The organism is Chelatococcus caeni (genome assembly GCF_014196925.1).
In the GTDB taxonomy this organism is placed as follows: Bacteria; Pseudomonadota; Alphaproteobacteria; order Rhizobiales; family Beijerinckiaceae; genus Chelatococcus_A; species Chelatococcus_A caeni.
Genome location: NZ_JACIEN010000004.1, coordinates 88316 through 112037, shown reverse-complemented (window position 1 = coordinate 112037; position 23722 = coordinate 88316). Strand labels below are relative to the sequence as shown.

The 23722-nt window shown below is 66.8% G+C and carries 20 protein-coding genes; 8 read left to right on the top strand and 12 right to left on the bottom strand.

Annotated elements, in window-relative coordinates; genetic code table 11:
* Positions 1-40: 40 nt before the first annotated feature.
* The 7 genes from GGR16_RS16690 to GGR16_RS16660 all read right to left on the bottom strand — a co-directional run bounded on the left by GGR16_RS16690 (position 41) and on the right by GGR16_RS16660 (position 7409).
* Entirely contained in the window at positions 41-2077 is a 2037-nt protein-coding gene (locus GGR16_RS16690; protein WP_183317330.1) for a hypothetical protein, read from the bottom strand.
* Between the two features lie 19 nt (positions 2078-2096).
* Entirely contained in the window at positions 2097-2993 is an 897-nt protein-coding gene (locus GGR16_RS16685; RefSeq protein WP_183317329.1) for a Mu-like prophage major head subunit gpT family protein, read from the bottom strand.
* Positions 2987-3484 carry a hypothetical protein gene (locus GGR16_RS16680; protein WP_183317328.1) on the bottom strand — a complete coding sequence of 166 codons (498 nt, stop codon included), beginning with the start codon at positions 3482-3484 and terminating at the stop codon, positions 2987-2989. The genes GGR16_RS16685 and GGR16_RS16680 overlap by 7 nt, the downstream gene beginning before the upstream one ends.
* A gap of 327 nt (positions 3485-3811) precedes the next feature.
* A complete protein-coding gene (locus tag GGR16_RS16675) occupies positions 3812-4234 on the bottom strand; it encodes a regulatory protein GemA (RefSeq protein WP_183317327.1) in 423 nt (140 codons plus the stop codon).
* Positions 4235-4239: 5 nt separating this feature from the next.
* Positions 4240-4605 (bottom strand): hypothetical protein, encoded by a 366-nt coding sequence (locus GGR16_RS16670; RefSeq protein ID WP_183317326.1) that lies wholly within the window; start codon positions 4603-4605, stop codon positions 4240-4242.
* A gap of 42 nt (positions 4606-4647) precedes the next feature.
* Positions 4648-5388 (bottom strand): AAA family ATPase, encoded by a 741-nt coding sequence (locus GGR16_RS16665; protein WP_183317325.1) that lies wholly within the window; start codon positions 5386-5388, stop codon positions 4648-4650.
* Positions 5385-7409, bottom strand: coding sequence for a hypothetical protein (locus tag GGR16_RS16660; protein WP_183317324.1), 2025 nt, complete (start codon positions 7407-7409; stop codon positions 5385-5387). Before GGR16_RS16660 ends, GGR16_RS16665 begins: the two co-directional genes overlap by 4 nt.
* Before the next feature lie 262 nt (positions 7410-7671).
* On the opposite strand from GGR16_RS16660, the gene GGR16_RS26590 reads away from it, so the two are divergent.
* The 4 genes from GGR16_RS26590 (at position 7672) to GGR16_RS16640 (ending at position 13559) form a co-directional block, all read left to right on the top strand.
* Entirely contained in the window at positions 7672-8148 is a 477-nt protein-coding gene (locus GGR16_RS26590; protein ID WP_425486578.1) for a helix-turn-helix domain-containing protein, read from the top strand.
* 573 nt (positions 8149-8721) lie between these two features.
* A complete protein-coding gene (locus tag GGR16_RS16650; RefSeq protein ID WP_183317322.1) occupies positions 8722-11382 on the top strand; it encodes a hypothetical protein in 2661 nt (886 codons plus the stop codon).
* 99 nt (positions 11383-11481) lie between these two features.
* Complete coding sequence (locus GGR16_RS16645) at positions 11482-13230, top strand: hypothetical protein (RefSeq protein WP_183317321.1); 1749 nt, start codon at positions 11482-11484, stop codon at positions 13228-13230.
* 44 nt (positions 13231-13274) lie between these two features.
* On the top strand, positions 13275-13559 hold the full coding sequence (locus GGR16_RS16640) for a hypothetical protein (protein ID WP_183317320.1): 285 nt from the start codon (positions 13275-13277) through the stop codon (positions 13557-13559).
* A 47-nt stretch (positions 13560-13606) separates the two neighbouring features.
* Here GGR16_RS16640 and nagA read toward each other — a convergent pair whose 3' ends face one another.
* The 3 genes from nagA to GGR16_RS16625 are packed head-to-tail and all read right to left on the bottom strand — an operon-like array spanning position 13607 to position 16732.
* The gene (gene nagA / locus GGR16_RS16635; RefSeq protein WP_183317319.1) at positions 13607-14737 is read right to left on the bottom strand and encodes an N-acetylglucosamine-6-phosphate deacetylase; all 1131 of its coding nucleotides are present in this window, start codon (positions 14735-14737) and stop codon (positions 13607-13609) included.
* Entirely contained in the window at positions 14737-15756 is a 1020-nt protein-coding gene (locus GGR16_RS16630) for an SIS domain-containing protein (protein ID WP_183317525.1), read from the bottom strand. The genes nagA and GGR16_RS16630 overlap by 1 nt, the downstream gene beginning before the upstream one ends.
* A gap of 28 nt (positions 15757-15784) precedes the next feature.
* Positions 15785-16732 (bottom strand): N-acetylmuramic acid 6-phosphate etherase, encoded by a 948-nt coding sequence (locus tag GGR16_RS16625; protein ID WP_019402327.1) that lies wholly within the window; start codon positions 16730-16732, stop codon positions 15785-15787.
* Positions 16733-16980: 248 nt separating this feature from the next.
* On the opposite strand from GGR16_RS16625, the gene murA reads away from it, so the two are divergent.
* From murA to GGR16_RS16610, 3 genes are all read left to right on the top strand, one after another.
* Positions 16981-18243 (top strand): UDP-N-acetylglucosamine 1-carboxyvinyltransferase, encoded by a 1263-nt coding sequence (gene murA / locus GGR16_RS16620; RefSeq protein WP_183317318.1) that lies wholly within the window; start codon positions 16981-16983, stop codon positions 18241-18243.
* Positions 18240-19145 (top strand): glucosamine kinase nucleotide-binding domain-containing protein, encoded by a 906-nt coding sequence (locus GGR16_RS16615; protein ID WP_183317317.1) that lies wholly within the window; start codon positions 18240-18242, stop codon positions 19143-19145. The genes murA and GGR16_RS16615 overlap by 4 nt, the downstream gene beginning before the upstream one ends.
* A gap of 74 nt (positions 19146-19219) precedes the next feature.
* Positions 19220-20017, top strand: coding sequence for a GntR family transcriptional regulator (locus tag GGR16_RS16610; protein WP_183317316.1), 798 nt, complete (start codon positions 19220-19222; stop codon positions 20015-20017).
* On the opposite strand, the gene GGR16_RS16605 is transcribed toward GGR16_RS16610, so the two are convergent.
* Both GGR16_RS16605 and GGR16_RS16600 read right to left on the bottom strand, forming a co-directional pair.
* Positions 19977-20999 carry an ABC transporter ATP-binding protein gene (locus tag GGR16_RS16605; RefSeq protein ID WP_183317315.1) on the bottom strand — a complete coding sequence of 341 codons (1023 nt, stop codon included), beginning with the start codon at positions 20997-20999 and terminating at the stop codon, positions 19977-19979. The genes GGR16_RS16610 and GGR16_RS16605 overlap by 41 nt on opposite strands.
* A complete protein-coding gene (locus GGR16_RS16600; protein ID WP_183317314.1) occupies positions 20996-21958 on the bottom strand; it encodes an ABC transporter ATP-binding protein in 963 nt (320 codons plus the stop codon). The genes GGR16_RS16605 and GGR16_RS16600 overlap by 4 nt, the downstream gene beginning before the upstream one ends.
* A 202-nt stretch (positions 21959-22160) precedes the next feature.
* On the opposite strand from GGR16_RS16600, the gene GGR16_RS16595 reads away from it, so the two are divergent.
* Positions 22161-23672, top strand: a complete 1512-nt coding sequence (locus GGR16_RS16595; protein WP_183317313.1) for an ABC transporter substrate-binding protein — start codon at positions 22161-22163, stop codon at positions 23670-23672.
* The last annotated feature ends 50 nt before the right edge of the window (positions 23673-23722 follow it).

Sequence of the window (23722 nt, the reverse complement as noted above, 5' to 3'; positions counted from 1 at the left end):
GGGATCGATCGAGACCGGGAAAGTACTCGTGATCGAGGCGTCAGGGAGAGCCAAGGAAGGCCGGCCCGGCCATGCCGCCGTCGTGAAGTGCGCCCAACGCGCGGCGCGTGCCCCGTTCGACTGCTCCGGCTGCCGCTCGTCCAATTTCCGCTGCCGTCGAAGGCGACGAGGTCTTGATGTTGACGGTATTGCTGACGTTGACAGGCATGTTCTGATTGAGCGTCTGGCTCTGGTCGATTTCGTTGACGACATCGGAGAGCATGCGCGGGACTGGCGCCGTGGGCTGTGCAACTGGCCCGGCCGGCGAATTTGACGATGCTGACGGCTTTTGCCAGCCTATCGTGTTGCGCACCCAGTCGGGGACCATGGCCGACCAGTCGATGGTGAGGGCGCTGCGGATCTCGCTCCCGAGATTGGCGATCCACGCCTTGATGTCCCGAGCGACCGACTTCATGCCCTCCCAGAGGGACATGAGGATGGAGCGGCCGATCTCGGTCAGGTCGATCTCGGCGAACATCGCCTTGATGTCGTCGATGACCTCACCAATCGAGCGGGCGACCTCGCCTTTCCACTCCTGCACGCGGTCGTTCGTCCGGCGGAACCAGCGGCCGAACGCCGTCTCGTTCTCCATCCAGCTGTTGAGGGTGTCGGCGGCTTCCCAGTTCTCGTTGATAAGCGCCAGGCGCTCCTCGCGCGTGCGCTTCAGATCGTCGAGGATCATGGAGCCGATGGCGAGCGCGCCTCCGGCGATCAGGACGCCACGCAGGCTGAGGCCGCGCAGAGCGTTGCGCAGGCCCTCGACCGCTCCGGACGAGCGGAGGAAGTAGCCGGCGAGCGGGGCGAAGGCGCGGACAGTGTTTGCGCCGATCGCGGCGACCCCCGAGGCCAGCTTGAAGAGCGACTGCCGCAACTTGTTGAGCGGCCGGACGAAGTACACTGCGATTGCGGCATAGCCCAGGGTCTTCCAGCCACCGACGGCATCGGCGACCGAGCGCACCGCGTCCGCGATGCCCCGCACGTCGGCGATGACCTGATTGAGATCGAAGCGGCCGAGCATCTCGCCGAAGGCGCGAACGAAGTCGACGATGCCGGTCGACACCAGTTCCCGGTTCGCGGCGATCCAGTCGCGCAATTGAACGAGCATCGGCGTCAGGACAGGCAGGGCCTTGGACGCGATGGCATCGCGCAGGCCGATAATGGTGGTGGTAACGTCACCGAGCGCGTCGTTGAAGGCCTCCGCCTCGCTGCCCGCTTCACCGCCCAGGACGCCCATGAGACGGCGCGCCTCGGCGGTCATGTCCGCCAGCCCATCCTTGCCGAGTTCGGCGATGCGGGTCATGACGAGGCCGGAGCGCCCGAACGCCGCCTGGGCAAGAGCCGCCCGCCGCGCCGGATCCTCGATCTTCGACAGGGCGTCGATCATGAGATCGAAGGCTGCTTCCGGTCCCTTGCTCTTCCTGAGTTGGCCCAGCAGCTTTGGATTGGCGCGTTTCAGATAGGAGACGAGTGAGCCCCGGCCGGTGCGCAGTTCGCCCATCCGCTTGTTGAGGCCGTCGAGCGACGTTGCCAGCTCGGAACCCGAGACGCCTTGCCGGCCCGCGACGAAGTTCAGTTCGCGCAGGCGCTGGATGGTGAAGCCGGTCTGCCGCGCCAGCTTGGCCTGCTCGTCAACCACATTCGCATAGGCGCGGCCCATGGCGACGAGGCCGCCGAAGGAAAGCCCGCCGGCAGCGGCAAGCCGCGTCCCGACGCGCACGCCGAGGCGTGCGGCAGTGGTCGCCTGCCGGCCGGCAAGCGCAACCCCGTCATACATCGACCGGATGCCCAATCCGATGCGCCGACCAGCAGCCTCATAAGCGGGGATGGAGGAGAGAAAGCGACGGCGGGTCTGAATGACCGCGCGGCCGAGGCCGAACTGCTGGCGCGTCAGGCCACGCGTGGATTTGGTCGCAGCGTCCGTCGCCTTGCGGACTTCCTTGGTCGTTTGCTCCACGCCGGCGAGGGAGGCCTTGGCCTTCTTCGCCGGGGCGCTGAGTTTGTCGACGAGCTTGAGGATGACATCGATATCGAGCGCCATCGCGCCCTCCGGCGAGGCGCTAGCCGACGTAGTGCGTGACCAGGAGATCGGCCGCACCGCGCCAGATGTTCGACGTGCCGTCGATGACATCGGCCATCAACAGGCGCCGGGCATCGGCCTCCAAGGCGGGAGGAACCACCAGCAGCTTGGGCGAGATGCCGAGCAGATGGCCGCGATCCCCCCTGAAGTCCATCATCCGCGACCGGGCGTCAGCGAAGTTGTCGGGCGTCAGCCCGGCCTTCGAGCCGAATGCAAGCTGCCAGAGACCGAAGCCGCAGTTCACGCGGGCGCGGATACCGTAGAGATAACGATCCTTGAGAAAGACTTCGGTATCGTTGTGGTCGTTGACCGCCTGAAACTCGTATTTCTCGCGCTCCTGCCAGATGATAGGCTTCACCTCGCGTGAGGTATCGAGCAGGAACCAGGCCGGCCCCGCGCCGGGCTGCATGTTGGACACGGCCTGATCGGCCAGGGGCGTGCCCGGCCCGGAAAGCGGGTGCTCCTCGTCAAAGAAGTTCTGCCCGTCATAGCACTTGGTCGTGAAGCCATCCCGCAGCAGCTTGAACACCAGCGTGTCGGGGTGCTGCTTCGTGACACGCCCCATCTCGGAGAGCATGGGACGATAGAGCCCGATGGTATCGTCGGCGATATCGTCCCGCTTGACCTCGACCGTGCTTTCGAACTTGCGGTTCCTGATCTTGAAGCCGTCCGCGCGCAGCCGGTTGATGTGCCTGTCGCCGATCCACTCGCGCAGTTCCGGGAATTGCCCGAGCCAGCCGTATTCCTCCTCCCGCGTGGAGCTGGAGACGGTCATGGCAATCTTGCTGTAGTGAGATTCCGTCTGTTCGAAGGCATTCGTGTAGATCGACTTGAAGCCCTTGAACAGCATCTGAAGGTTTTGGGAATTGATCAGCACGTCAGGTCTCCAGATTGGCGAAGGCGCTGCCGCATGAGGCGAACGCCACGTTCTGTCATGCCGAGCGCGAGCGCGACCGCCCGCACCGAGCGTCCGTCACGAAAGAGGGCCATGGCCTTTTCCTGGCGAATGCGCGTTGCTGCTGTGCATGCGCTCGATCCGCCAAGTGGAATGGCGAGTGAAAGGGAGCCGACGATGTTCAAGCCATCGGCGATCTTGCGTGCCGTCTCCAGCCCGACCAGTTCGACGAGCCAGTTGCCTTCCTTCATGCGGTCGGCAGGCAGGAAAGAGGTGGTCTGCCCGCCCCTAGCGAAAGCAATCGTCTCGGCGACCTCACGCCCTGCGATTTCCTCGATCTCCCCGAGGATGCCCGGCAGCGCCATGGACCAAACGCTGCCGGGCTCCTCGACCGTGGCGTCAACAGGCGAACCCGCCACGGAGGGAGAGGACGAAGGGCGAGGCTTCGAAGGGGATTTTTTGTCGGCCAGCATGAAGGCACACTGGCATGAGGAGGAACTGCTTCCTCCCCTGAATATCTTCCGGGATGTTGCCGGGAAGGGAGGGGCGCTCTCAGCCGAGCGGGGAGGGCTGCGCGCTCGTGGCTCATTAAGAGCAAATAAGAGCCCCTAAGAGCGGGATCGAAACATTCGCGAAGGGAATTCCCCGTCGCGCCCGCCATGCCCTCTTGTCGGCCTTCTCCGCCAAAACGGCCGATTGGCGATGCAGAGGGAACCACGTTATAAGAACTACGGCGGCCGTGCGAATTTCGCCAGTGCCGGTGCTAACCCGCGGAGGGGTCGCGACCTCCCGGCCGCCGTTCATTTGCCATTGGAAGGCCGGTCCTTGCGGCGGATCATGGCTTTAAGGCCGTTGATGGCGTCACCCGCCTTCGTCGATGACAGGAAGCGAAGCGCCGAGACGCCGAAGCTCCGCTCCAGCCAACGGCCGAGGGCCTGCTCATCGTCAGCGCCGGACCAGTCGCGCCAGAGGCTACGGATCAGGTCGATCTGCCTGGGCGTTGCCATGCCCGGTCTTCTTCCAAAGGTCCTCGCGTTCCACGTCGATCGGAAGCCGCAGGCGTTGAAGTAGCGCATGACGGCCTCAAACCCGGCCGGGGTGAGATCCTTCGCGCTGCTCACACCGGCATGGAACGTCAGAACGGCGCGATAGGTCTCGTCGTCGAGACCGAGGCTCTTCTTGGCGAGATGAATGACCGCCAGCTGGTTGCTCGGAAGAGGCATGGCGCTCACTCCCGAGGCGCGCAGGCGTCGAGCAGGCTCTTGTGGAGCTCCGACGTTTGCTCGTAAGTCTCGATCGCCTCCTTCGACAAGTTGACGATGACATCGAGCAGGGCCTTGGTGCGCGCTAGGCTGTCGCTTCTGCGGCCCTTGACCTTCTCGCGTGCGCACAGCACCAGGGTGTCGATCTGATAGAGGCTGTTGGTCACATCCTTGATGTACATGCGCTGGATAAGGTGCTTGACCTCTTCCGTCGTCGGGTTGCCGCCGTCGCGCCGCGCCTTTCTCGGCCTTTCGCCCGAAAAGGCGATGATGTTGCTGTCGTCAGGGGATACCGAACTGGTGACCTCGGAGCCGGTAACATCGTCCTTCATTGCCTCAACCCTCGTGTTCCTTGGCATTCCTTGAATTCACCTTCAGCGCGAAAGATGCGAAACCGGCGCGCCGATGTATTGGAGCGCCCTTTTCAGATGATCGATGGTCAGGGGCTCTTTCCATTCCACCATGGCGCTCGCTGCCCGGAGCAATTGGATAACCTTGCGCAGGCTGCGGTTCTCGCCGTAGGCGACAACGACTTCCAGCGCATCCGAACCTGAAACGGCCCATGCGCGCGCGATGGCTTCGATGTCGGAGGCAAGCGAGGCCTCCAACTCCACGATCTTCGTCACGCGGTCCTCGATCTGTGCCCAGGCCGCAGCGTTATTGGCCTGCGGCGTCAGGGCTTCGTTGTTGCCGATGAGAACAAGCGGCAGTCCTCCATGCTCGTTGAGGGACAGGAGCGACCGAACGCCGGCACTGTCCGCATTCTGGATTTCATCGACGATCAGACATGCGCAAGTACGGCGCTCGCGGATGCGAGAAAGGACCGCGCCGACATGCTGGCCGGCCCAGCTCGGGACATCCAGCGCAGTGCAAGCCCAACTGACAAGGTTCCGCTGGGTGCCGGCCCCGGCGGGAACCTCGAAGGCAACGATGCGCCATTTGTCGGATGCCAGCAGCTTGCCAACGGTCGCCGACTTGCCGATGCCCGGCGCACCGCGCACGCCGACAGCGCCATTGGTCATGATGGCGAACTCGACAGCATCTTCGATCCGCCTCGAAACGGAAGTCTCGGCGCAGAAATCCGGCGCCATGGGGGTGATGATCTGCAAGCTCAACCTGCCCTCCTCAGCTTGCTCGACATGGCCTTGTATTCCGCGAAGGACTCGATCTCTTCATGGGCCTTCAGCTCCCTCTCACGGCGTTCACGCTTCCGGCGCTCGGCTGGCGTCTCGTTCCACGCCGCAAGGAAACGCTCCGCCTCGTCAGACGCGCCAATGGTCGCGCCGATCGGCGCGACGGGCGCAGGCGGCTGAGCGTCCAGGAAGGCGGAACGCTCCCGCAAGAGATCGACGTCCGGCGCGGACCGCGCCATCGCGATGACTTCTTTCGTATGCAGTCGGGAAATCTCGCGCGCCTCGACGGCGCCGGCTGTGTCGAGCGGATGATAGGCGTGCTGCCGCTCCGCGAATCCGACCAGATTGCCGTCGCGATCCAGCAAGGGCAGACGGTTCCAATCCTCATATTTGGGGATGCGGACGGAGATCTTGCGCTCCTGCCACCTGACCAGTTCCCGGCAGGTCCAGCGCTCTCTCTTGAACGAGATCGCGCCCTGCCAGACGGTCAGCTCGCGCACATGGGAGAAGGCGAGGCGGAAGGCATCCGCCTGCACCGCCGTCATCGTCCACCCGGCGTCGATGGCCTCCTTATAGGCTTGATCCGGCGACCGGCCCTTGAGCTTGCCGCGTTGCTGGCAGATGCGATGATAAAGCCGGATCTGCATGCCGATGAGGTCGCGGAACTCCTCCAGCGTGCCCGGAAAGGGCTCCACCTTTCCGCCGACGCTGCTCGTCTTCTTCTTCATGCGGTCGCCAGCGATCCAGCCGGGGACCGCTTGGAAATAGTTGCGCTCGAGAACGCTGAAGATGCCTTCGATCGACTTCGCGGCGGCATTGTAAGGCTGAGCACGGACTATTCCCGCGCGGCCAGGCTCCACGCGCTCGATCAGCGGCTGTCCGGTTTTGTCCAGGAGTTGGAGCGCGTCGTCGATGAACTCGGCCCAGTTATACTCGCTGCCGTTGTCGAGATAGAGCGTCCTGGGCGCCCCCCATGCATTCACCATGTTGATGAAGCTCTGGATGACATCGCGGTTGCGGATGCCCTTGCCTTTCTCGACAAGAATGATGTCGAGCCAGACGCGTCGGGTCGCATCGTCCAGCCAGCCGATGGCACGGGCATGGGCGGTCGAGCCGTCCTCGCGCCGGAGTACGATATCCACGGGGTGAATGTCGCCATAGACGACTTCCATCGGCGCCCCCGCCAGCTTACGCAGGACGCGGGGCTTCTGATCCTCAAAGGTCTTGCGGTCCCGCCGCAGCAGCGCGACACGCCGATAAGCCTTTTCCTGATCCAGGAACGGCTGGGGGACGCGGCAAAGTTCGCTCGCCTGAGCGCCGAGGTCGCAGCCGGCCTTGCGCGTCAACTGCTCCAGTTTGAACGATGCGAGATCGGCGAGGAGGGCTCGGGCTTCGCCGGCCTTGTGCAGGCCGCGCACATACTGGCGCAGCGCATCGGCAATCCGGTGCTTCCCGGCATCGTCGAGCGGGACGGCCTTGTCCCATCGCCAGGAGACGATGACGCGCGGCGCGCCGGCATCGGCCCGCTTGCGCCGGGCGAGCCCGGCGTATCCCTCATCCTCGAAAGCGGCGATCTTGCGCTGCACGGTGCGCTCGCTGACGCTGACCCAGCGCCCATCGGGCCGCATGTGCCGGCGCGAGACGATTTCCGCGATGGCTGCGCCGCGTGCGCGGGAATGACGCTCGTGAACGAGGGCAGGGGCGATCAGTCCATACCACCAGTCCCGCTCCTGCTGGGCCTTCTCGCCATGCCTGAGAGGGCTCTCAGAGGTCGATTTCAGGGCTCTTAGACGCTCTTGAAGCTCAAGCGGGAGGCTGTCGACGCGGACTTCGTAGCGAATACCGGAACGGCCGCCACGGCCGTGAACTTTGCGGACGACGAGGGTGGCACCGCGCCATGTGGCCCGCTGGCCGGCGACAGTCCGGGTAATAGCTCTCTCAATAGCTCTATTTGTTAGACCAGCTGCTTGGGCAAGCTCCGAGACGGGGATAAAGCGTGTCACGCTTCATCTCCATTGGTCATAAGTTGTTCAATGATTTGCTGCCGGAGTTGCTTTGCTCGCCTGCTGTGTCGCTGCCCTTTCAGCGCTTTCTCAACCGTTTGCCTATTGATGCCCTGTGTCGTACACCAAGCGGCCAAACTCGTGCCACGGGCGACAAATGCCGCGCGTACCGCATGGTACAAGTTGTCCGAGGCCTCAGAAGAATGAGGGAAGGTGCGCTTGATCTGGTGCATAATGCACACGATTGCACCTAAATAGGTATATGTCAACAGCGCTTAACGATTCCCAGCTCGCCGCTCGCATGAGAGAAGTTATGAAGCTGCGGGGCGTTTCAATGAGATCCCTCAGCGCTGATCTAGGCATTCCTTACCGCTCGGTGCAAAATTATCTCAGCGGCGAGGTAAGGATACCTGCAACATTCCTGTTGCTTTTCTGTAGCCACATCGGCGTTGAAGCTGACTATTTTATATACGGAAACTTTCATCCAAGCCATGAAGAGCTTTATGATGCTCTTTTCTCAATTCTGCTGGAAGCCGGATGCCTCCCCGACCCGAAGGTAGCGCGGGATGATGAGACAGGGGGAGAAGTCATCGATTCCAGCGAGCGGATTGCGGTCGCGCGACGGATCACCGCCGTCGTTTCGGAACGATATGACCATTACCGACGTACGTGGCTCACTGAGAAGCATGGGAGCCGGGGCCTTCCGTTTGGCGAACGTCGGCCGTCGTGGAGAGGGTAATCTGGGTTCGCCAATCCGTTCGACAACGCTGCCTTCTAGCCGCGAACCAATATTTTGGGGTTCGGCAAAAAGCCTAGTAGTTGCAAAGGCTTCCGAAATGACTGCCGGAGTTGCGAGCGGCAGGCAGAAGGGGGCGGCAATTCCGCCGCTGCCAACGCCTTATCGATCAACGGGTTAGGTCGCTTTTAGCGACAAATAATTCCCGATCGCCGCCGACAAATATCTTTTGCGCATCCATCAGGGATCGGGGGGACACGCCCGAGCGCTCGCCGGAAATCGCATAAGCCTTCTTATGGAACCAGGCGGCAGCAGCAGTCGAATCACCTCATAGAGGCGTGCCGGTCCTGGTTTCCTGTCGATCTCCGCCAGTGGACCCGCTTTCCCGCGGAACAGTCTGTTGACCCGCCACGGCTGCCGCGATCCGCCGCTGCGGCCGGGCGATCGCGGTTCTCTCCATGCGCTCACTTCAGTGTTTCGCCGATAGCGCTAGCCCGAAGCACGCAGGTTCAGCATGCAAGGAAGGCTGATCGTCCGTCAGCCTGTTCCCCATCATCACGAACAACAGGAACACTCGTGCCGGGACCAACCACGTTCAACCCGATCCTGACCGCAACGAGAGCGGCCACCGATCGTCACAACGAGTGGATGGAGAAGCACCCGCGGCTGCAGCGCCGCAGCAAGGCGGCGCATTTGCCCACCCCTGGCGCGCCGCGCACGGGGGCCTTTCTGGCCCTGATGGCCCTGCTCGCGCATGCGCATGAAGCTGATGCAGCCATCGCTGCCTCCCTCCGCCGGCCGCACGCGCCGCAGCGACCTCAAGCAACAGGAACGGGAAACGGACGGCCGCCGGCCGCCGACGCCGTGGCGTCGAGCAGTGCTGCATCCGGCCATTCTGTGCAGCCCGGCTTCGCCAAGGCTCCTCCGGGCGCAGACCGCGCATCGTCTGACAGGCCGGTCGACATCTCGCACGCCGATCGGCCTTCCCAGCGTGTGCTGCGACAGACCCCGCCGGGCGCTCATCACCATCGGACGGGTGTCGTCAAGAAGGGGCACGACACCGGGACGATTGCGCTTGCCGAGACAGGCCATGCAAACGGAATGAAGCGCGCGGACAACGGGCTCCATGGCGACCTGCCGGTCCGGCACGGCGGCGTCCTCGCGGCACGCATCCTGGCGGCGAAGCGTCTGTTGGGGAAACAAGCCGCGGACCACGAGGACGAAGCCTTTCTCGAGCTCGCCAATATCGCGCATCGCAAGGCAGCCGAGCATCCCGACGATCAGGCTGCCCGGAACCTGTCGCTCGCCCTCCTCGCGGAAGAATGCGCCATCTGGAGCGAGCAAAATGGCGGCAGGCTCATCCACGTGCCGGCGGAGACGCGTATCGCCGCGTTCCAGGAAGCGTGGTCGTTCACCCTCGAAGCCTCTCCCCCACCCGTTTTCAAGACACGGGAACAGCTGGCCGAAGACTATGTCGCCGCCAACGAGGCCGAGCTCACGGCGCGATACAGGCAAGAGCTTCTCGGGCTCGTCGCGAAGTCCCTCGCCCCGCTCGTCAGAAATGCCGACAGCCCTCGGTCGGCACTCGACCCGAAGTTACCGTTCATCGAGGTCGACATTTCACGACCGAAACTCGTCGAACGATACAAGGAGGAGCCGGAAGTCGTCCGAGCCTACTATTCCCAATTCCATGCATACATCAAAGAGAACCTCGCGCGTTTCACCGCGGCGAAAGCCCTGTCTCTTGCCACCGATGCGGGGCTTGGCAGGCTGACGCTCGAGTACAGACCCGAAAAGGCGTGGATCATCTCGCGCGCCGACCGGGTCATCCGAAGACATCACCTCCTGCAGGTGCCAAATATCGTGCCCCGCGTGCACGCCTCGCATACGACCTCCCTCCTCCCCAAGGGCGCCAGCGCCGCCATCGTCGTGCGCATGCCGCGGGGCGAGTTTGGCCTCATAGGCCCCGACGGGTCCTTCAAACGTCTCGAGGGGCCGGTCGTGGGCGCCAACGGGCAGCTCCTGAAATCCGCCGTCCTGCGGGCCTTCGGCATCGGCTTCGGACGGGACAGGCACACCAGCGAGAGGTCGGGGAGATGCCTTCCGACCGATGGCGTGCCCTGCCACATGTCGGACTTCATCGTGAAAAGCGAGCGGGTCGACGCTTCCCGGGGCACCGCCTCGCTGAAGCAGATCATGGAGGGACAGGTCAGAAAGGCCGCCCTCGCGTCCTTCGACGCCTGGAAACAGCAGAGCTACAGTCCTTCGGCCCTGGAATCCGCGCTGAGAGCGATCGTTCCATTCTACGAGGCCACTCATAAAGTCCGCAACGACCCCGGATATCGGCTCAATCTCGGAGACGTTGCCTGGGATCTGGCGACCCTCGGCGTCACGGTCGCAACGATCGGCGCCTCCGCCTTGAGCGTCAGCGCCATCCGGTCCGGCATCGCTGCGGCCAGGGCGATGCAGGGCGCCAGTGCCGTCGCCCGGGCCTCCGCGGTCATCCGCTCGGCCATGGAAGGCTTCAAGACCAGTTCGTTCCTGCTGATGGCCGGCCGCGAACTGACCGATTTCGTCGTTCCGGTGTTCTCGGCCCGGGACCTCGTCATGGCAACGGCGCGCGGTGGCAAGGCCCTCGCCTCCCGCAGCCTGGCCGCTGCCATGCGTCAGCTGGACGCCGTCGTGGCCAAGGCCAGCGACCCGGCGGGCCTGCTCGATCGGCTCTACGAGAGCCTCTACAAGGTGCATCATTTCAGCTGGGCGCATTCGCCGGCGGAAATCAAGGCGATCATCGACAAGGGAGCGGCCCGCCCCATCCCGGGCACCCTTTACCGGGGCCAGTCGGTCACGGGCGCGCAGGACTTTCTCAAGAGCCCGTGGACGATCGACAGCCCCGCCGCCAGGGACGACTATCTCGCCGCCATCATCCGGCATTCCTCCCGCACCGGCGGCAGCCGGGGCGAGGTGCTGTCGCTGAGCGCGGACGAAGCCGTCGCGAAGCGTTTCGCACGCGGAAGGCAGAACGGGCGTGTCCTTGCGATCGATACCACCGCGGCGCCGAGCCAGTTTCGGACGATAGAGCACATCATCAAGCATGACGGACCGCGACTTGTCGCGGACGGGAAGATTACCGCCGCCACGCTGGCGGGCGCCATCAAGCATGCCGGGCGACAGGAGGAAAAGGAAATCTTCTTCATGCTCGGAAGCATTCCGGATCGAATGGTTAGGTTCATCTGATAGCCATCTGCACAAGATCATCGCACCGCCTTCGCCCCACCAAATCTCTTGCGCAGTTGACCAGCTGCCTCCTCGCATCATTGACGAACGGAGCCTCCGATGCCGCAACAGATGAGCTTCAATCCCCTCCTGAGCACGATGAGAGCGGCCATCGATCGTCACAATGAATGGATGGAGAAGCACCCACGGCCGCAGCGCCGCAGCAAGTCGGCGCCGCGGCCGTCGACCGGCGATCAGCGCGCGGGCGTCGCGCTGATCGGGATGGTCGTGCTGGCGCACCTCGGCGAGACGAGCGCGGCCATCTCGGGCGGGGCGCGCGGGTTGGACGGGCGTGGCGGCCATGCCGGGGAGCCGGGCCCGCCCCGGCCGGGCGACGGCGCAACCGCCGGCAAGGCGCCCGGCGCCTCGCGTGGATTCAACGAAACCGCTCTGGCGCCCGGTGCCGCCGGACCCTCGACAAGCAGAAATGCGGCTGCCATGTCCGCCGCAAGCGCCTCTCCCATCGGCAGCCTGCGGGCGCAAGAGGCCCCGCCCCCCTCAGCGTCATCAGGCCCAGCGGGCGGGCGTGCCGTGACGCGTTCGCAGAGCCTTTCGGAACTTGCCGGCCCCGCCCGCACCGTTAGGGCCCCGCGCGCAGCCGCCGCCGAGCCGGTGCGCGCAGGCGTACAGTTCAAGTCCTTCGCGGAGATCAGGAACGAAATATTGTCCGCCATGCCGTTGGAGCAAAGGGTGAAGTTCGAGCTCCCTTTCAACGGCAAAATAGCTGGAGGTCGCGCCCTCCTGCTCGAGAAGGCCGCGAAGAAACTGTTTCACAAGCAGTTTGACGAATACATCAGGACAAAAGTGCCCACCGTATCGTCAGTTCTCGCCCAGTGCTACGCAGGTGCAGCCGGAATAACTGACGCACATCTGAACCACATTCCAAACAGTATATGGCAAATAAACAAGATTTCGCAGTATCATTTCGGACCGCTCATGCTCCACCGGAACGTCGACCTGACGCGGCACATGAACATGCCCGCATATATCGTCGATGCGCCGAACGGCAAGTTCCTGTTCGTCTCGCCGGACGGGAAGCCGAGTATCGTGGGCGGGCAGCTCGCATGGAGACAGAGCAACAGGGCCCTGCTTCGGCTCCTTGCCGTCGAGCCGGGGGATTTTCACCTGGGCCGAAGCTATCTGCGGCGCGATGTGGAGGCGAGAGCCAACACGCAGAGACAGGCGATCAGGCAGCTCGTCGAGGAGAAGATCACGGGGGCTATCGTTCGCCACATCCGGGAGCTGGAGCAGAAGAGCGAGCCCAGCGAGTGGAAGGCGAAGCTCGAGGTGGTGGAGGAAATACTGGAAGGAGCCGCCCTGGCTGCGACCCTCCTGGCCGCCCCGGTCCTGATGCCGGAGGGCCTGGCGGCAGACGCGGTGATCGAAGCGGCGGAGGCGATGGAGGCCGAAGGAGCCCTGGCGGAGGGCGCGGGCGCTTCCGCCATCGCGTCGGAGGTGGACATGGCGGAGGCAGGCGCCCCCGAGATCATCGGAGGCGATGCCGCGCAGGTGCCAGAGGAGGCGGGAGAACTGACGGAAACGGAGACGCTGCTCCGCTGCCGCAGGGGCAATGGCTGCGCCAAGACGAGCGCGGTGGCGGCCCCCGATCCCGCACACATCCTGAACGGCGCTTATGCGGATGTCGCCGCGCGGCACGGCCTGACGACGGAGGCCGTTTCAAATATCATCGACAGCGAAGCCGCGGAGACCATCCCAAATTCCTTTACAGGGGGCAGTCCGGCAGCACCATTCGCAGCTCGGCGACCGTCGCCAAGGGTGACCTCGACGACTATCTCGTCGCCCTCCTGAAACACACGGGAGACGCCGAGGGCGGCGAAGGGGCGTCGTTGTCCATGCACCGGTGGGTCGCCAACGAATTCGCGAACGCGCGGCCGGGAGGAAGAGTTCTCCGGATCGAGACCCGGTTTGACCGGGCCAATTTCCGCACCGCTGCAGACCTCATCAAGAACGAGGGGCCGCGTCTGGTCGCGGAGGGAAAGCTGGAGAAGGCGACACTGGCGGAAGCCATAGATCACCTGATCATATCGGCAAGAACCGGCATGCCCGAAAAGGAAGTGTTCTATGTCGGCGGCACCATCCCGGAGGAATGGGTTCACGCCGCAGGTGTTCCCGTCTGAGGCCCCCATCGCGCCCGGCATGACCGGCGCGCAAGAGGAACAAAAGCTCAGAAGGTGAAGACGCCGCGCACGCCGAGATCGTCGTCGAGATGCACGATCTCGGCGACGGCACCGCGGCGCAGCCGTCCGCGCCGCGCGTCGCCGATGAGCTCGGCCGGATAGAGGCAGGCCATGCGCAGCGCCTCCTCCGTGCCGAGGCCGAGGTCCCGCGCCGCATAGCGCACCGCGCTCGCCATGTCGATGTCGGCTCCGGCCAGGGTGCCGTCCGCGAGCGTGAGCCGGCCGCCGCGGCGATAGACCGTGCGCCCGCCCAGTGTGAAGCTGCCGCCACTCCAGCCGACCGAGGCCATCGCATCGGTGACGAGATAGAGCCGTCCCGGCCCGCGCTTGGCCGCCAGCGCCACGCGCAGGCTCTCCGGATGCACGTGGTGGCCGTCGGCGATGATCCCGCAGAACACGGCGCCGGCCGCCAGGGCGGCGCCGACCATGCCCGGGTCGCGGTTGCCGAGCTGGCTCATGGCATTGAACAGATGGGTGACCGAGCGCGCGCCGGCATCGATGGCGGCCCGCGCCGCGTCATAGCCGGCATCGGTGTGGCCGAGGCTCACGATGACGCCGGCATCGGCCAGGCGGCGGATGAGCCGCAGCGGCGCCTGCTCGACCGCCACGGTCACCATGAGCACCCCGATGCGCTCCCTTGCCTCGATCAGGCGGGCAACGTCAGCCTCCGCCAACGGGCGCATCAGCTCGGCCAGATGCGCGCCCTTGCGGGCGGGCGCCAGATGCGGCCCTTCGAGATGAAGGCCGAGAACGCCGGGGACCCGCCCTGCCGCCTCCGCCGCCGCGGCGATGGCCGCCGCCGTCGCGGCGGGCGTGTCCGTGATCAGCGTCGGCAGCAGCCCCGTCGTGCCGAAGGGCCGGTGCGCAGCTGCGATCTGCTCGATCGCCTGCCCGCTCGGCCCGTCGTTGAGCATGACGCCGCCGCCGCCGTTGACCTGAAGGTCGACGAAACCCGGCGCCAGCAGCCCGCCGTCGAGCACGCGGCGCTCGGCATGCGCGGGCACGTCTTGCGCCCGCACCACGTCGAGGACGGTGCCGCCGGAGACGAGGACCGCCGCCTCCTCCCGGATCCGATCCCCGTCGAAGACGCGGGCGCCGACCATGGCGGTGAGAGACATCAGACGGTTTCCGTAACCTTGAGGAGATGGGGCGGGCGATCGGGATCGAAGCCGCGCAGACGGCTGACCTTCTCCATTAGTCCATAGAAGGACACCGCCATCGACAGAGGATCGAGATGGGCGTGACCGGTCGCGGCCACCGGCAGCCGCTTGCCGGGCGCATCGGCTGTCGCCGCCGGAAAGACGTGGCCGCCGGCCGCCTGCAGGCGCTGCAAGGCGGCGCGCCCGGCCGCGGCCGCCCTGTCTTCCGGCAGGAAGGCGAGGATCGGGAAATCCGCGCGCACGAGGCGCAAGGGGCCGTGCATGATCTCGGCGGTCGAGAAGGCCTCGGCATGAATGGCAGCGGTTTCCTTGCTCTTCAGCGCCGCCTCCTGCGCGATGGCCAGGGCTGGCCCGCGGCCGACCATGTAGCATGAAGAGGCCGTCGACAATGGCTCCTCGAGCGCGGACCAGTCGGCCGCCAGCGCCTCGGCAAGGCTCTGGGGCAGACCCCGGATCGCTGCGAGCAGGCGCTCGTCGCCGGCCCAGGCCGCGACAATGGTGGCAGCCGCGGCGGCGGCAGCGATGAAGGATTTCGTCGCCGCCACGCTGCGCTCGACGCCGGCCTGGAGCGGGATGGCGACATCGGCCGCCTGCGCCACCGGGCTGTCGTCGACATTGACGAGGGCGACCGTCAGCGCCCCGGCCGCCCGGGCGGCGGCCTGCAGCGCAACGATGTCCGGGCTCTGGCCCGATTGCGAGATGGTGAACAGCACAGCGCCGCGCAGGCGCAAGGGTGCGTCGTAGACCGAGGCCAGCGAAGGCCCGAGCGAGGCGACAGGCGTGCCGGTCGCAATCTCGAGGAGGTACTTCAGATAGCCTGCCGCATGGTCCGACGTGCCGCGCGCGCAGGTGGCGACGACCGGCGGCGCCATGCCGGACAGGCGGCGCCCCAGCGCCGCCAGGTCGTCGAGGCTGGCGTCGAGAAGCCGGGCGACGGCCTGCGGCGCCTCCCGCGTCTCCCGCTCCATCTCGGTCATGGGATTCAAGACATCCTCCGGATCGCCGTCAGCTCTCGTCCTTCGGGGTATCGGCGGGCTGCCGCGACCTTCCCTCGAAGGCCGCCATCGCCGCATGCAGGTCGTCGCCGGATGCGCGCAAGGCCTCCTCGGCCTCGGCCGGCGACAGGCCCTGCACCACGAGGATGGCGAGCTTGACCTGGAATTTCGTCTTTTCGAGAGCCGCCCGGGCCTCGGCGGGACTGCAGCCGGTGACATTCGTCACGATGGTCACGGCGCGGCGATGGAGCTTGGCGTTGGTCGCCTTCATGTCGACCATCTGGCCCTGGTAGACCTTACCGAGCCGGATCATCAGCGCGGTCGACAGGACGTTGAGGGCGATCTTCTGGCTCGTGCCCGCCGCAAGGCGCGTCGAGCCGGCGAGAACCTCGGTGCCGGTATCGAGCAGCACGCCGTAATCGGCGGCGGCCAGCAGCGGGCTGCCCGGGTTGTTGGCAAAGCCGATCGTGAGTGCGCCGCAGTCACGCGCAGCGTCGACCGCGGCGAGGGTGAAGGGCGTCGTGCCGCTCGCGGCCAAAGCCAGCACGACGTCGCGCGGCCCGCACGCGGCCTCGGCGATCGCTACGCGCGCCGCCGCCTCGTCGTCCTCGGCTCCCTCGGTCGCTTCCGAAAGGCTGATCGCGCCGCCCGCCAGCAGGAATACCGCGCGCTCCCTCGGCCACCCGAATGTCGGGTGCAGCTCGACGCCGTCGAGCATCGCGACACGGCCCGAGGTTCCGGCCCCGACATAGATCAACCGGCCGAGCGGATCGCGCAGGCGCGGCAGTGCCAGCGCAATGACCTGCTGGAGCGCCGGCATCGCGGCCGAGACCGCGCCGATCGCCCTCTCCTGCCCCTCGACCAGCGCGCGCAGCATCTCCTCGTCCGGAAGCTTCTCGAGGTTCCGGTACTTGGGGCTCCTGTGCTCGGTATGGCCGATCAGGTCCGCCTTCGTCATGCCTCCGCTCCATGAACCAATATAATACCAAAATAGGCCACGACCAAGACCGGTGCAATGGCATTTCCCAGAGACGCCGCCGAATGCCGGGGGATTGCGCCAAAAGAACCTACGCCCATGCCACCCTCCCCGCAAAGGCTTGCCCGCGCGGCAAGGCGCTTGAACGGGGGCGGCAATTGGTTGATAACTGGCACTCTCCGGCCCGCTGGCTGGCTCACCCGGGCTGCCCCCTTGGGAAGGGATGCGTCTTGGACCGACTCGAGATCATCGGTGACGTGCGCTTGGAGGGTACCGTCCAGGTCGCCGGTGCGAAGAATGCCGCCCTCCCGCTGCTCGCGGCCGGCCTCCTCAGTGGCCAATCGCTCACCTTGAGCAATGTTCCGGACGTTGCCGACGTCCATACGATGGCGGCCCTGCTGCGCGGGCTCGGCGCCGAGGTCCGCGAGGGCCCGCCCGGGGTGCTTGCGATCTCCTCCGGCTCGCTGACCAACACCGAGGCAACCTACGATATCGTCCGCAAGATGCGGGCGTCCTTCCTCGTGCTCGGGCCGCTCGTGGCCCGGCTCGGCGAAGCCCATATCTCCCTGCCCGGCGGCTGCGCCATCGGCACCCGCCCCGTCGATTTCCACCTCGCCGCCATCGAACGGCTGGGCGCCAGGGTGGACATCTCCGGCGGCGTCATCCACGTCGACGCGAGCCGCGGCCTCATTGGCACGCGCATCGTGCTGCCGTTGCCCTCCGTCGGCGCCACCCATACCGCCATGATGGCGGCGACGGGGGCCGCCGGCGAAACCCAGATCGTCAATTGCGCCCGTGATCCGGAGGTGGTCGATCTCGCCCACTGTCTCAACGCAATGGGAGCGAAGATCGAGGGCGCCGGCACGCACAGCATCCTCGTCCAGGGCGGCAACAGCTGGCGTGACGCGCGCCACGAGATCATCCCGGACCGGATCGAGGCCGGCACCTATCTGATGGCCGCCGCCATCACCGGGGGGCGCATCGAGGTGACGGGCGGACGCCTCGAGCATCTGGCCGCCGTGTGCCAGGTGCTCGACGAGGTGGGCGTCACCATCTTTCCGAGCGACCGCGGCCTCGTCGCCTCGCGCGACGGCCCCCTGCGCAGCGTGGACCTCGCGACCGAGGCCTTCCCCGGCTTTCCGACCGACCTCCAGGCGCAATATATGGCGCTGATGTGCGTCGCCGACGGCACCGCCATCATTCGCGAGGGCGTCTTCGAGAACCGCTTCATGCACGTGCCGGAACTGCTGCGCTTCGGCGCCGACATCCGGCACCGGGGCGCCACCGCCATCGTGCGCGGCGCGAAGCGGCTCGAAGGAGCGAGGGTGATGGCCACGGACCTGCGCGCCTCGGCCTGCCTCGTCCTCGCCGGGCTCGCCGCGAAGGGGCGGACCACCATCAGCCGGGTCTACCACCTCGACCGCGGCTATGAGGACATGGAGCGCAAGCTCAAGCGCTGCGGCGCCCAGATCGAGCGTGTGTCGGAGCCATGAGCGCGCCTGCGAAGGAGCCGGACGGGCGCACGCTCTATCTCGGCGTGGACGGCGGCGGCACGGGCTGCCGCGCCCGCATCGAGACGGCGGACGGCCGGGTGCTCGGCCGTGGCGTGGCAGGTCCCGCCGCCACCCGCTTCGGGATCGACAAATGCTGGCAGGCGATCGAGACCGCCTGGCGCGGCGCCATGGCCGAGGCCGGGCTGTCGGAGGCGGATCTCGGCCGTGTCCGTGCCGGCATCGGCGTCGCCGGCATTGCCCGCGAGGGCGCACGGGCGGCGCTCGAGGCCATCCCCCATCCCTTCGCCTCGATCAGCTTCGCCAGTGACGCGATCATCGCCTGCCTCGGGGCGCATAATGGCGCGGACGGCGGCATCGTGATCGTCGGCACCGGCAGTTGCGGCATCGCGCGCATCGCCGGCACCGATATCAAGGTCGGCGGCTACGGCTTTCCCATCTCCGACGAGGGCAGCGGCGCCTATCTCGGGCTGCGGGCGGTCCGCATGGCGATGCTCGCCTATGACGGGCGGCTCGATGCGACGGCGCTGCTCGAGGAGGTGCTGAAGCGCTTCGATCACCAGCCGCAGAACGCGGTGGCCTGGATGGACCGGGCCACGGCTACGGATTATGCGACCTTCGCGCCGATGGTGGTCCGCCACGCCGATCAGGGCGATCCGGCCGCGCGGCGGCTGATGCAGGAAGCCGCAGGCAAGATCGAGGGGATCTGCCGTGCACTGCTCGACAAGGGGGCGCCCCGGCTCGCCCTCGTCGGCGGCCTCGGCAGCGTGATGGAAGGCTGGCTGCCGCCCGACCTGCGGCGGCGGCTCGGCGCCCAGGCCGGCGATGCCATGGACGGCGCGGTGATCCTCGCCGGCCGCGCGCCGGTGGACAGGCCCGCCTGACGGCGCAGGCGGAGCGCCGCCTCTCGGAACGCGGGGCTTCGACGGGCCATCGGCACAAAGCGAACAGGGCAGTCATGAAGCAGAACGTCAACGCCGGTGTCCTCTACTTCCGCGACTGGCTGAGGCAGCACGAGGACGACCCGACGCCCCTCTACATCCAGCTGGCGAACGGACTGCGCAGCCTCATCCAGGACGGCAAGCTGAAGGTCGGAGAGGCCCTGCCCTCAGAGCGCTCGATCGCGGAGATGACGTCGCTGTCGCGCGTGACCATCCGCAAGGGCATCGAGCTCCTCGTGCGCGAAGGGCTGCTCAGGCAGCGCCGCGGCTCGGGCACCTATGTCACGGGCACCGTCGAGCGCATCGAGCAGCCGCTGGCGCGCCTGACGAGCTTCAGCGAGGACATGATCTCCTACGGGCGCAGGCCGTCGGTGCGCTGGATCGCCAGGGAATATGCCAGGCCCTCGGCGCGCGAGGCGATGGCGCTCGGGCTGTCCCCGGGCGAGGACGTGGTGCGCCTGCACCGCATACGGCTCGCCGACGATCTGCCGCTGGCGGTCGAGCTCGCCGTGGTGCCGGCGAAATACATCCCCTCGCTCGACCAGCTCGGCGATTCCCTCTACGAGGCGCTCGCACGGGCGAACGCCCACCCCGACAAGGCGCTGCAGCGGATGCACGCCTGCGCGCTGCCGCCCTTCGAGGCGCAGCTGCTGGAGGCGGATGCCGGCGAGCCCGCCCTGCATATCGAGCGCATCTCGCGCACGAAGGCCGGGACGGCCGTGGAGTTCACCCGGTCCTACTACAAGGGGGACCGCTTCGACTTCGTCGTCGAGCTCACCTTGCCGCGGCAAGAGGCGCCGCCCGAGAAGGCGTGAGCCTTCCCCCCTCCCCTTCCATGGCGAAGTGGCAGGCCGCCAGCCGCGCATCGGCGCCGCTCTGACCGACCTGCGACAGCGGCGGCGAGCTCGCGCGGCAGATGTCGGCCGCGGCGAAGCAGCGGGGATGGAACCGGCAGCCGGACGGGGGCTGCGACGGATCGGGCACCTCCCCCGGCAGGACCCTGCGCGCGCGCTTTGCGATGCCGCGACCGGCCGCCGCCGGCGGCGCCGGAATGGCCGATATCAGCGCCTGCGTATAGGGATGCCGCGGGTCGGCGAAGAGCGTGGCGGCGGGCGCGACCTCGACGAAACGGCCGAGATACATCACCGCGACGCGGTCGCTCAGGTGCCGGACCACGGACAGGTCGTGGCTGATGAAGATCATCGACAGCCCGAAGGCGGCGCGCAGCTCCGACAGGAGGTTGATGATCTGGGACTGGATCGACACATCGAGAGCCGAGACTGCCTCGTCGGCGACGATGATGCGGGGCGACAGGGCCAGCGCCCGGGCAATGGCGATGCGCTGGCGCTGGCCGCCCGAGAACTGATGCGGCAGCCGCTCTGCCGCGTTCTGCGGCAGTCCCACGAGGTCGAGCAGCTCCCTGACGCGGGCGCGGGCGTTCGGCCGGCGGTGGACGATGAGCGGCTCGGCGATGATCGTGCCCACCGTATGGCGCGGGTTGAGCGAGCCGAAGGGATCCTGGAAGACCATCTGCAGGTCGGCTCGCGCCCGCTTCAGCCCGGCGCGGCTGCATTGCGCGAGGTCCACGTCGCCGAGGCGGATCTCGCCGGAATCCGGCGGGTTGAGATAGAGGAGCGCGCGGGCGAGCGTGCTCTTGCCGCAGCCGGATTCGCCGACGATGCCCAGGATCTCGCCGGCGCCGAGATCGAAGCTGACATCGTCCACGGCCCGCACCGTCCGCCCGTCGGCCGTGGCGAAATGCTTGACCAGATGTCTGACGCTCAGGACGGCGTTCATGACGCCGGATTCCAGCAAGAGGCGACATGGTCGCCGCGCCGCACGAGCGGCGGCGCCTCGTCGCGGCAGCGCGCGGTCACGGCGCTGCACCGGTCGAAGAAGCTGCAGCCGCGCGCCCGCGCGCCCGGTGGCGGGACCATGCCGGGGATCGCCGGCAGCGTCCGGCCCGGCTCGTTCGAGGCGGGGATCGTGTCGATCAAGGCCCGCGTATAGCGGTGCATCGGCGCGCCGAAGAGGGCCTCGGCCGGGCCGGTCTCGACGATGCGGCCGGCATACATCACCGCGATGCGGCCGCACATCTCCGCCACCACGCCGAGGTCGTGCGTCACCAGGATGCAGCCCATGCCCAGCTCCGCCTGCATGCGCGCGATGAGCTCGAGGATCTGGGCCTGCACCGTCACATCGAGCGCCGTCGTCGGCTCGTCGGCGATGAGGAGATCGGGGCCGCAGGCGAGCGCCATGGCGATCATGACCCGCTGGCGCTGGCCGCCGGACAGCTGGAAGGGATAGCGGTGCATCTGCGCGCCGGCGGACAGGCCCACCATGGCGAGCAGCTCCGCCACGCGCGCCTCGGCGGCGCGGCCCCGCTGTCCCCGGTGGATCGCCAGCACCTCGGCGATCTGGCTGCCGACGGTCATGACCGGGTTGAGCGAGGTCATCGGCTCCTGGAAGATCATCGCGATCCGGCTGCCGCGCAGGGCCGTCATCCGCCGCTCGTCGCAGCCGGCGAGATCGTCGCCCTTGAACAGGATGCGCCCGCCCCCGATGCGCACGGACTGTTCCGGCAGCAGGCCGAGGATGGACAGCGCCGTCAGGGTCTTGCCGCAGCCCGATTCCCCGACGAGGCCGACCATCTCGCCGCGCGATACGGTGAGGCACACGTCCTCGACGATCGGCCCGACCGCCGTTTCGATGCGCAGATGCTGAATGTCGAGCAGCGGAGCCTCGCCTGCCATCATCCGCCCAACGGCCTCTCCACCAGCGGGCTGCGGCCGGCAGCCGCCACCCCTTGCCAGCCGCCGGCACCTACGCAGACCACGCCTGAACCGCACTTGAAATTGGTATTCATGTGGACTACGGTACCGCCCTGGAGGAACACGGGCAAGGCAAAAACAATGCACTCCAGCTCCCGGTCTCCTCCCGCTTCCGAGGAGGAGTAGCATGAACCGGTCTTGCATCGCCACGCTGTGCCTCGCCCTCACGGGGCCCGTGCTCTTCGGCCTCCCCCAGGCTGCGTCCGCCGCCCCGATCGCCGTCGCCGTCGATTCCTCCCCGTCGGGCCTCGACCCGCACATCGTGACGGCCTTCTCCTCCTTCCAGATCATCGAGGGGACGATCTACGAGGGCCTGACCGCGCTCGACAAATCCCTGTCGATCGTCCCCGGGCTGGCCGAATCCTGGACGATCTCCGAAGACGGCAAGACCTATGCCTTCAAGCTCCGCTCGGGCGTCAAGTTCCACAGCGGCGCGGCGATGACCTCGGCCGACGTCGCGGCCAGCCTGCAGCGGGTCATGAAGAAGGAGACGGGCTCGCCGCTCGCGAGCCGGCTGGCGACGGTGGAAGGCATCGACACGCCGGACGCTGAGACCGTCGTGATCCGGCTGTCGGCACCGACCGCCCCCCTGCTCTCCTCCCTGTCGAGCATCGCCATCGTCCCGGCCAAATACCTCGACGACGTCGACACCCTGCAGCGCAAGCCGGACGGCACGGGCGCCTTCAAGTTCGCCGAGTGGCAACCGAACGTCGCCATCCGCCTCGTCGCCAATCCGGACTATTGGCAGGCGGGCCTGCCCAAGCTCGAGGGTGTCAATTTCGACATCGTGCCCGAGGCGGCGACCCGCCAGGTCGGCCTTGCGAGCAACCAGTACCAGATGCTGCCCAATATCAACGCCGTAACGGCCCTGCAGCTCAAGGGCCAGCCGGGGGTCGAGCTCGTCGACACGCTGGAGCTCTCCTATACGCTCGTCGGCATGAACGTCACCCATCCCCTGCTCGGCAAGGCGAAGGTGCGCGAGGCTATCAATTACGCCATCAACCGCGACGACATCGTCAACGGGGCCCTGCTCGGCGCGGGCGTGCCCGGCGGCCCGCTGTCGCCGGCGCTCAAGCAATGGGCGGCGTCGGTCGACCGCTTCGCCTGCTTCAAGCACGATCCCGCCAAGGCCAAGGCCCTGCTGCAGGAGGCGGGCGTCGCCGGGCCGGTGTCGCTCAAGCTGCTCGTGCTGCCGCGCGACGACACGCGCGCCATGGCGCAGATCATCCAGCAGCAGCTCGCCGCCGTCGGCATCGACGTGACGCTCACCATCCCCGAGATCGGCCAGTTCGTGCAGGACTGGCGCAACTCGAACTTCGATCTCTTCATTTCCGCCAATGCCGGAACGACCGAGCCTGACGATTACTTCTACCGGTCGTTCCGCACCGGCGGCTCGACCAATGTCTTCAAATACAGCAACCCGGAGCTCGACGCGCAACTCGACCGCGGCCGCGCCGAGGTCGATCCGGCTGCACGGCGCGCGATCTACAACGAGGTCCAGTCCGTTCTCGCCTGCTCCGGCCCGGCGGCCTTCCTCACCTATGCGCAGCTCTACACGGGCATGCGCTCGAGCGTCGAAGGCTTCGACATCCTGCCGAACCGCTCGCTGGGCTCCCTGAAGAACGTCACCTTGAAGTAAGGCCGCGCGCCGCCGTTCGTCCGGGGGCCGACGGCGGCGTGGGAGCATTG

Bases quoted from the DNA above. Each gene is read 5' to 3' on its own strand.
- GGR16_RS16630 (WP_183317525.1), bottom strand. From the start codon at position 15,756: ATGACCGAGATGGAGCGGGAGACGCGGGAGGCGCCGCAGGCCGTCGCC.
- GGR16_RS16680 (WP_183317328.1), bottom strand. From the start codon at position 3,484: ATGCTGGCCGACAAAAAATCCCCTTCGAAGCCTCGCCCTTCGTCCTCT.
- GGR16_RS16610 (WP_183317316.1), top strand. From the start codon at position 19,220: ATGAAGCAGAACGTCAACGCCGGTGTCCTCTACTTCCGCGACTGGCTG.
- GGR16_RS16690 (WP_183317330.1), bottom strand. From the start codon at position 2,077: ATGGCGCTCGATATCGATGTCATCCTCAAGCTCGTCGACAAACTCAGC.
- nagA (WP_183317319.1), bottom strand. From the start codon at position 14,737: ATGTCTCTCACCGCCATGGTCGGCGCCCGCGTCTTCGACGGGGATCGG.
- GGR16_RS16640 (WP_183317320.1), top strand. From the start codon at position 13,275: ATGCACCGGTGGGTCGCCAACGAATTCGCGAACGCGCGGCCGGGAGGA.
- GGR16_RS16600 (WP_183317314.1), bottom strand. From the start codon at position 21,958: ATGATGGCAGGCGAGGCTCCGCTGCTCGACATTCAGCATCTGCGCATC.
- GGR16_RS26590 (WP_425486578.1), top strand. From the start codon at position 7,672: ATGTCAACAGCGCTTAACGATTCCCAGCTCGCCGCTCGCATGAGAGAA.
- GGR16_RS16605 (WP_183317315.1), bottom strand. From the start codon at position 20,999: ATGAACGCCGTCCTGAGCGTCAGACATCTGGTCAAGCATTTCGCCACG.
- GGR16_RS16615 (WP_183317317.1), top strand. From the start codon at position 18,240: ATGAGCGCGCCTGCGAAGGAGCCGGACGGGCGCACGCTCTATCTCGGC.
- GGR16_RS16645 (WP_183317321.1), top strand. From the start codon at position 11,482: ATGCCGCAACAGATGAGCTTCAATCCCCTCCTGAGCACGATGAGAGCG.
- GGR16_RS16670 (WP_183317326.1), bottom strand. From the start codon at position 4,605: ATGAAGGACGATGTTACCGGCTCCGAGGTCACCAGTTCGGTATCCCCT.
- GGR16_RS16625 (WP_019402327.1), bottom strand. From the start codon at position 16,732: ATGACGAAGGCGGACCTGATCGGCCATACCGAGCACAGGAGCCCCAAG.
- GGR16_RS16595 (WP_183317313.1), top strand. From the start codon at position 22,161: ATGAACCGGTCTTGCATCGCCACGCTGTGCCTCGCCCTCACGGGGCCC.
- GGR16_RS16675 (WP_183317327.1), bottom strand. From the start codon at position 4,234: ATGCCTCTTCCGAGCAACCAGCTGGCGGTCATTCATCTCGCCAAGAAG.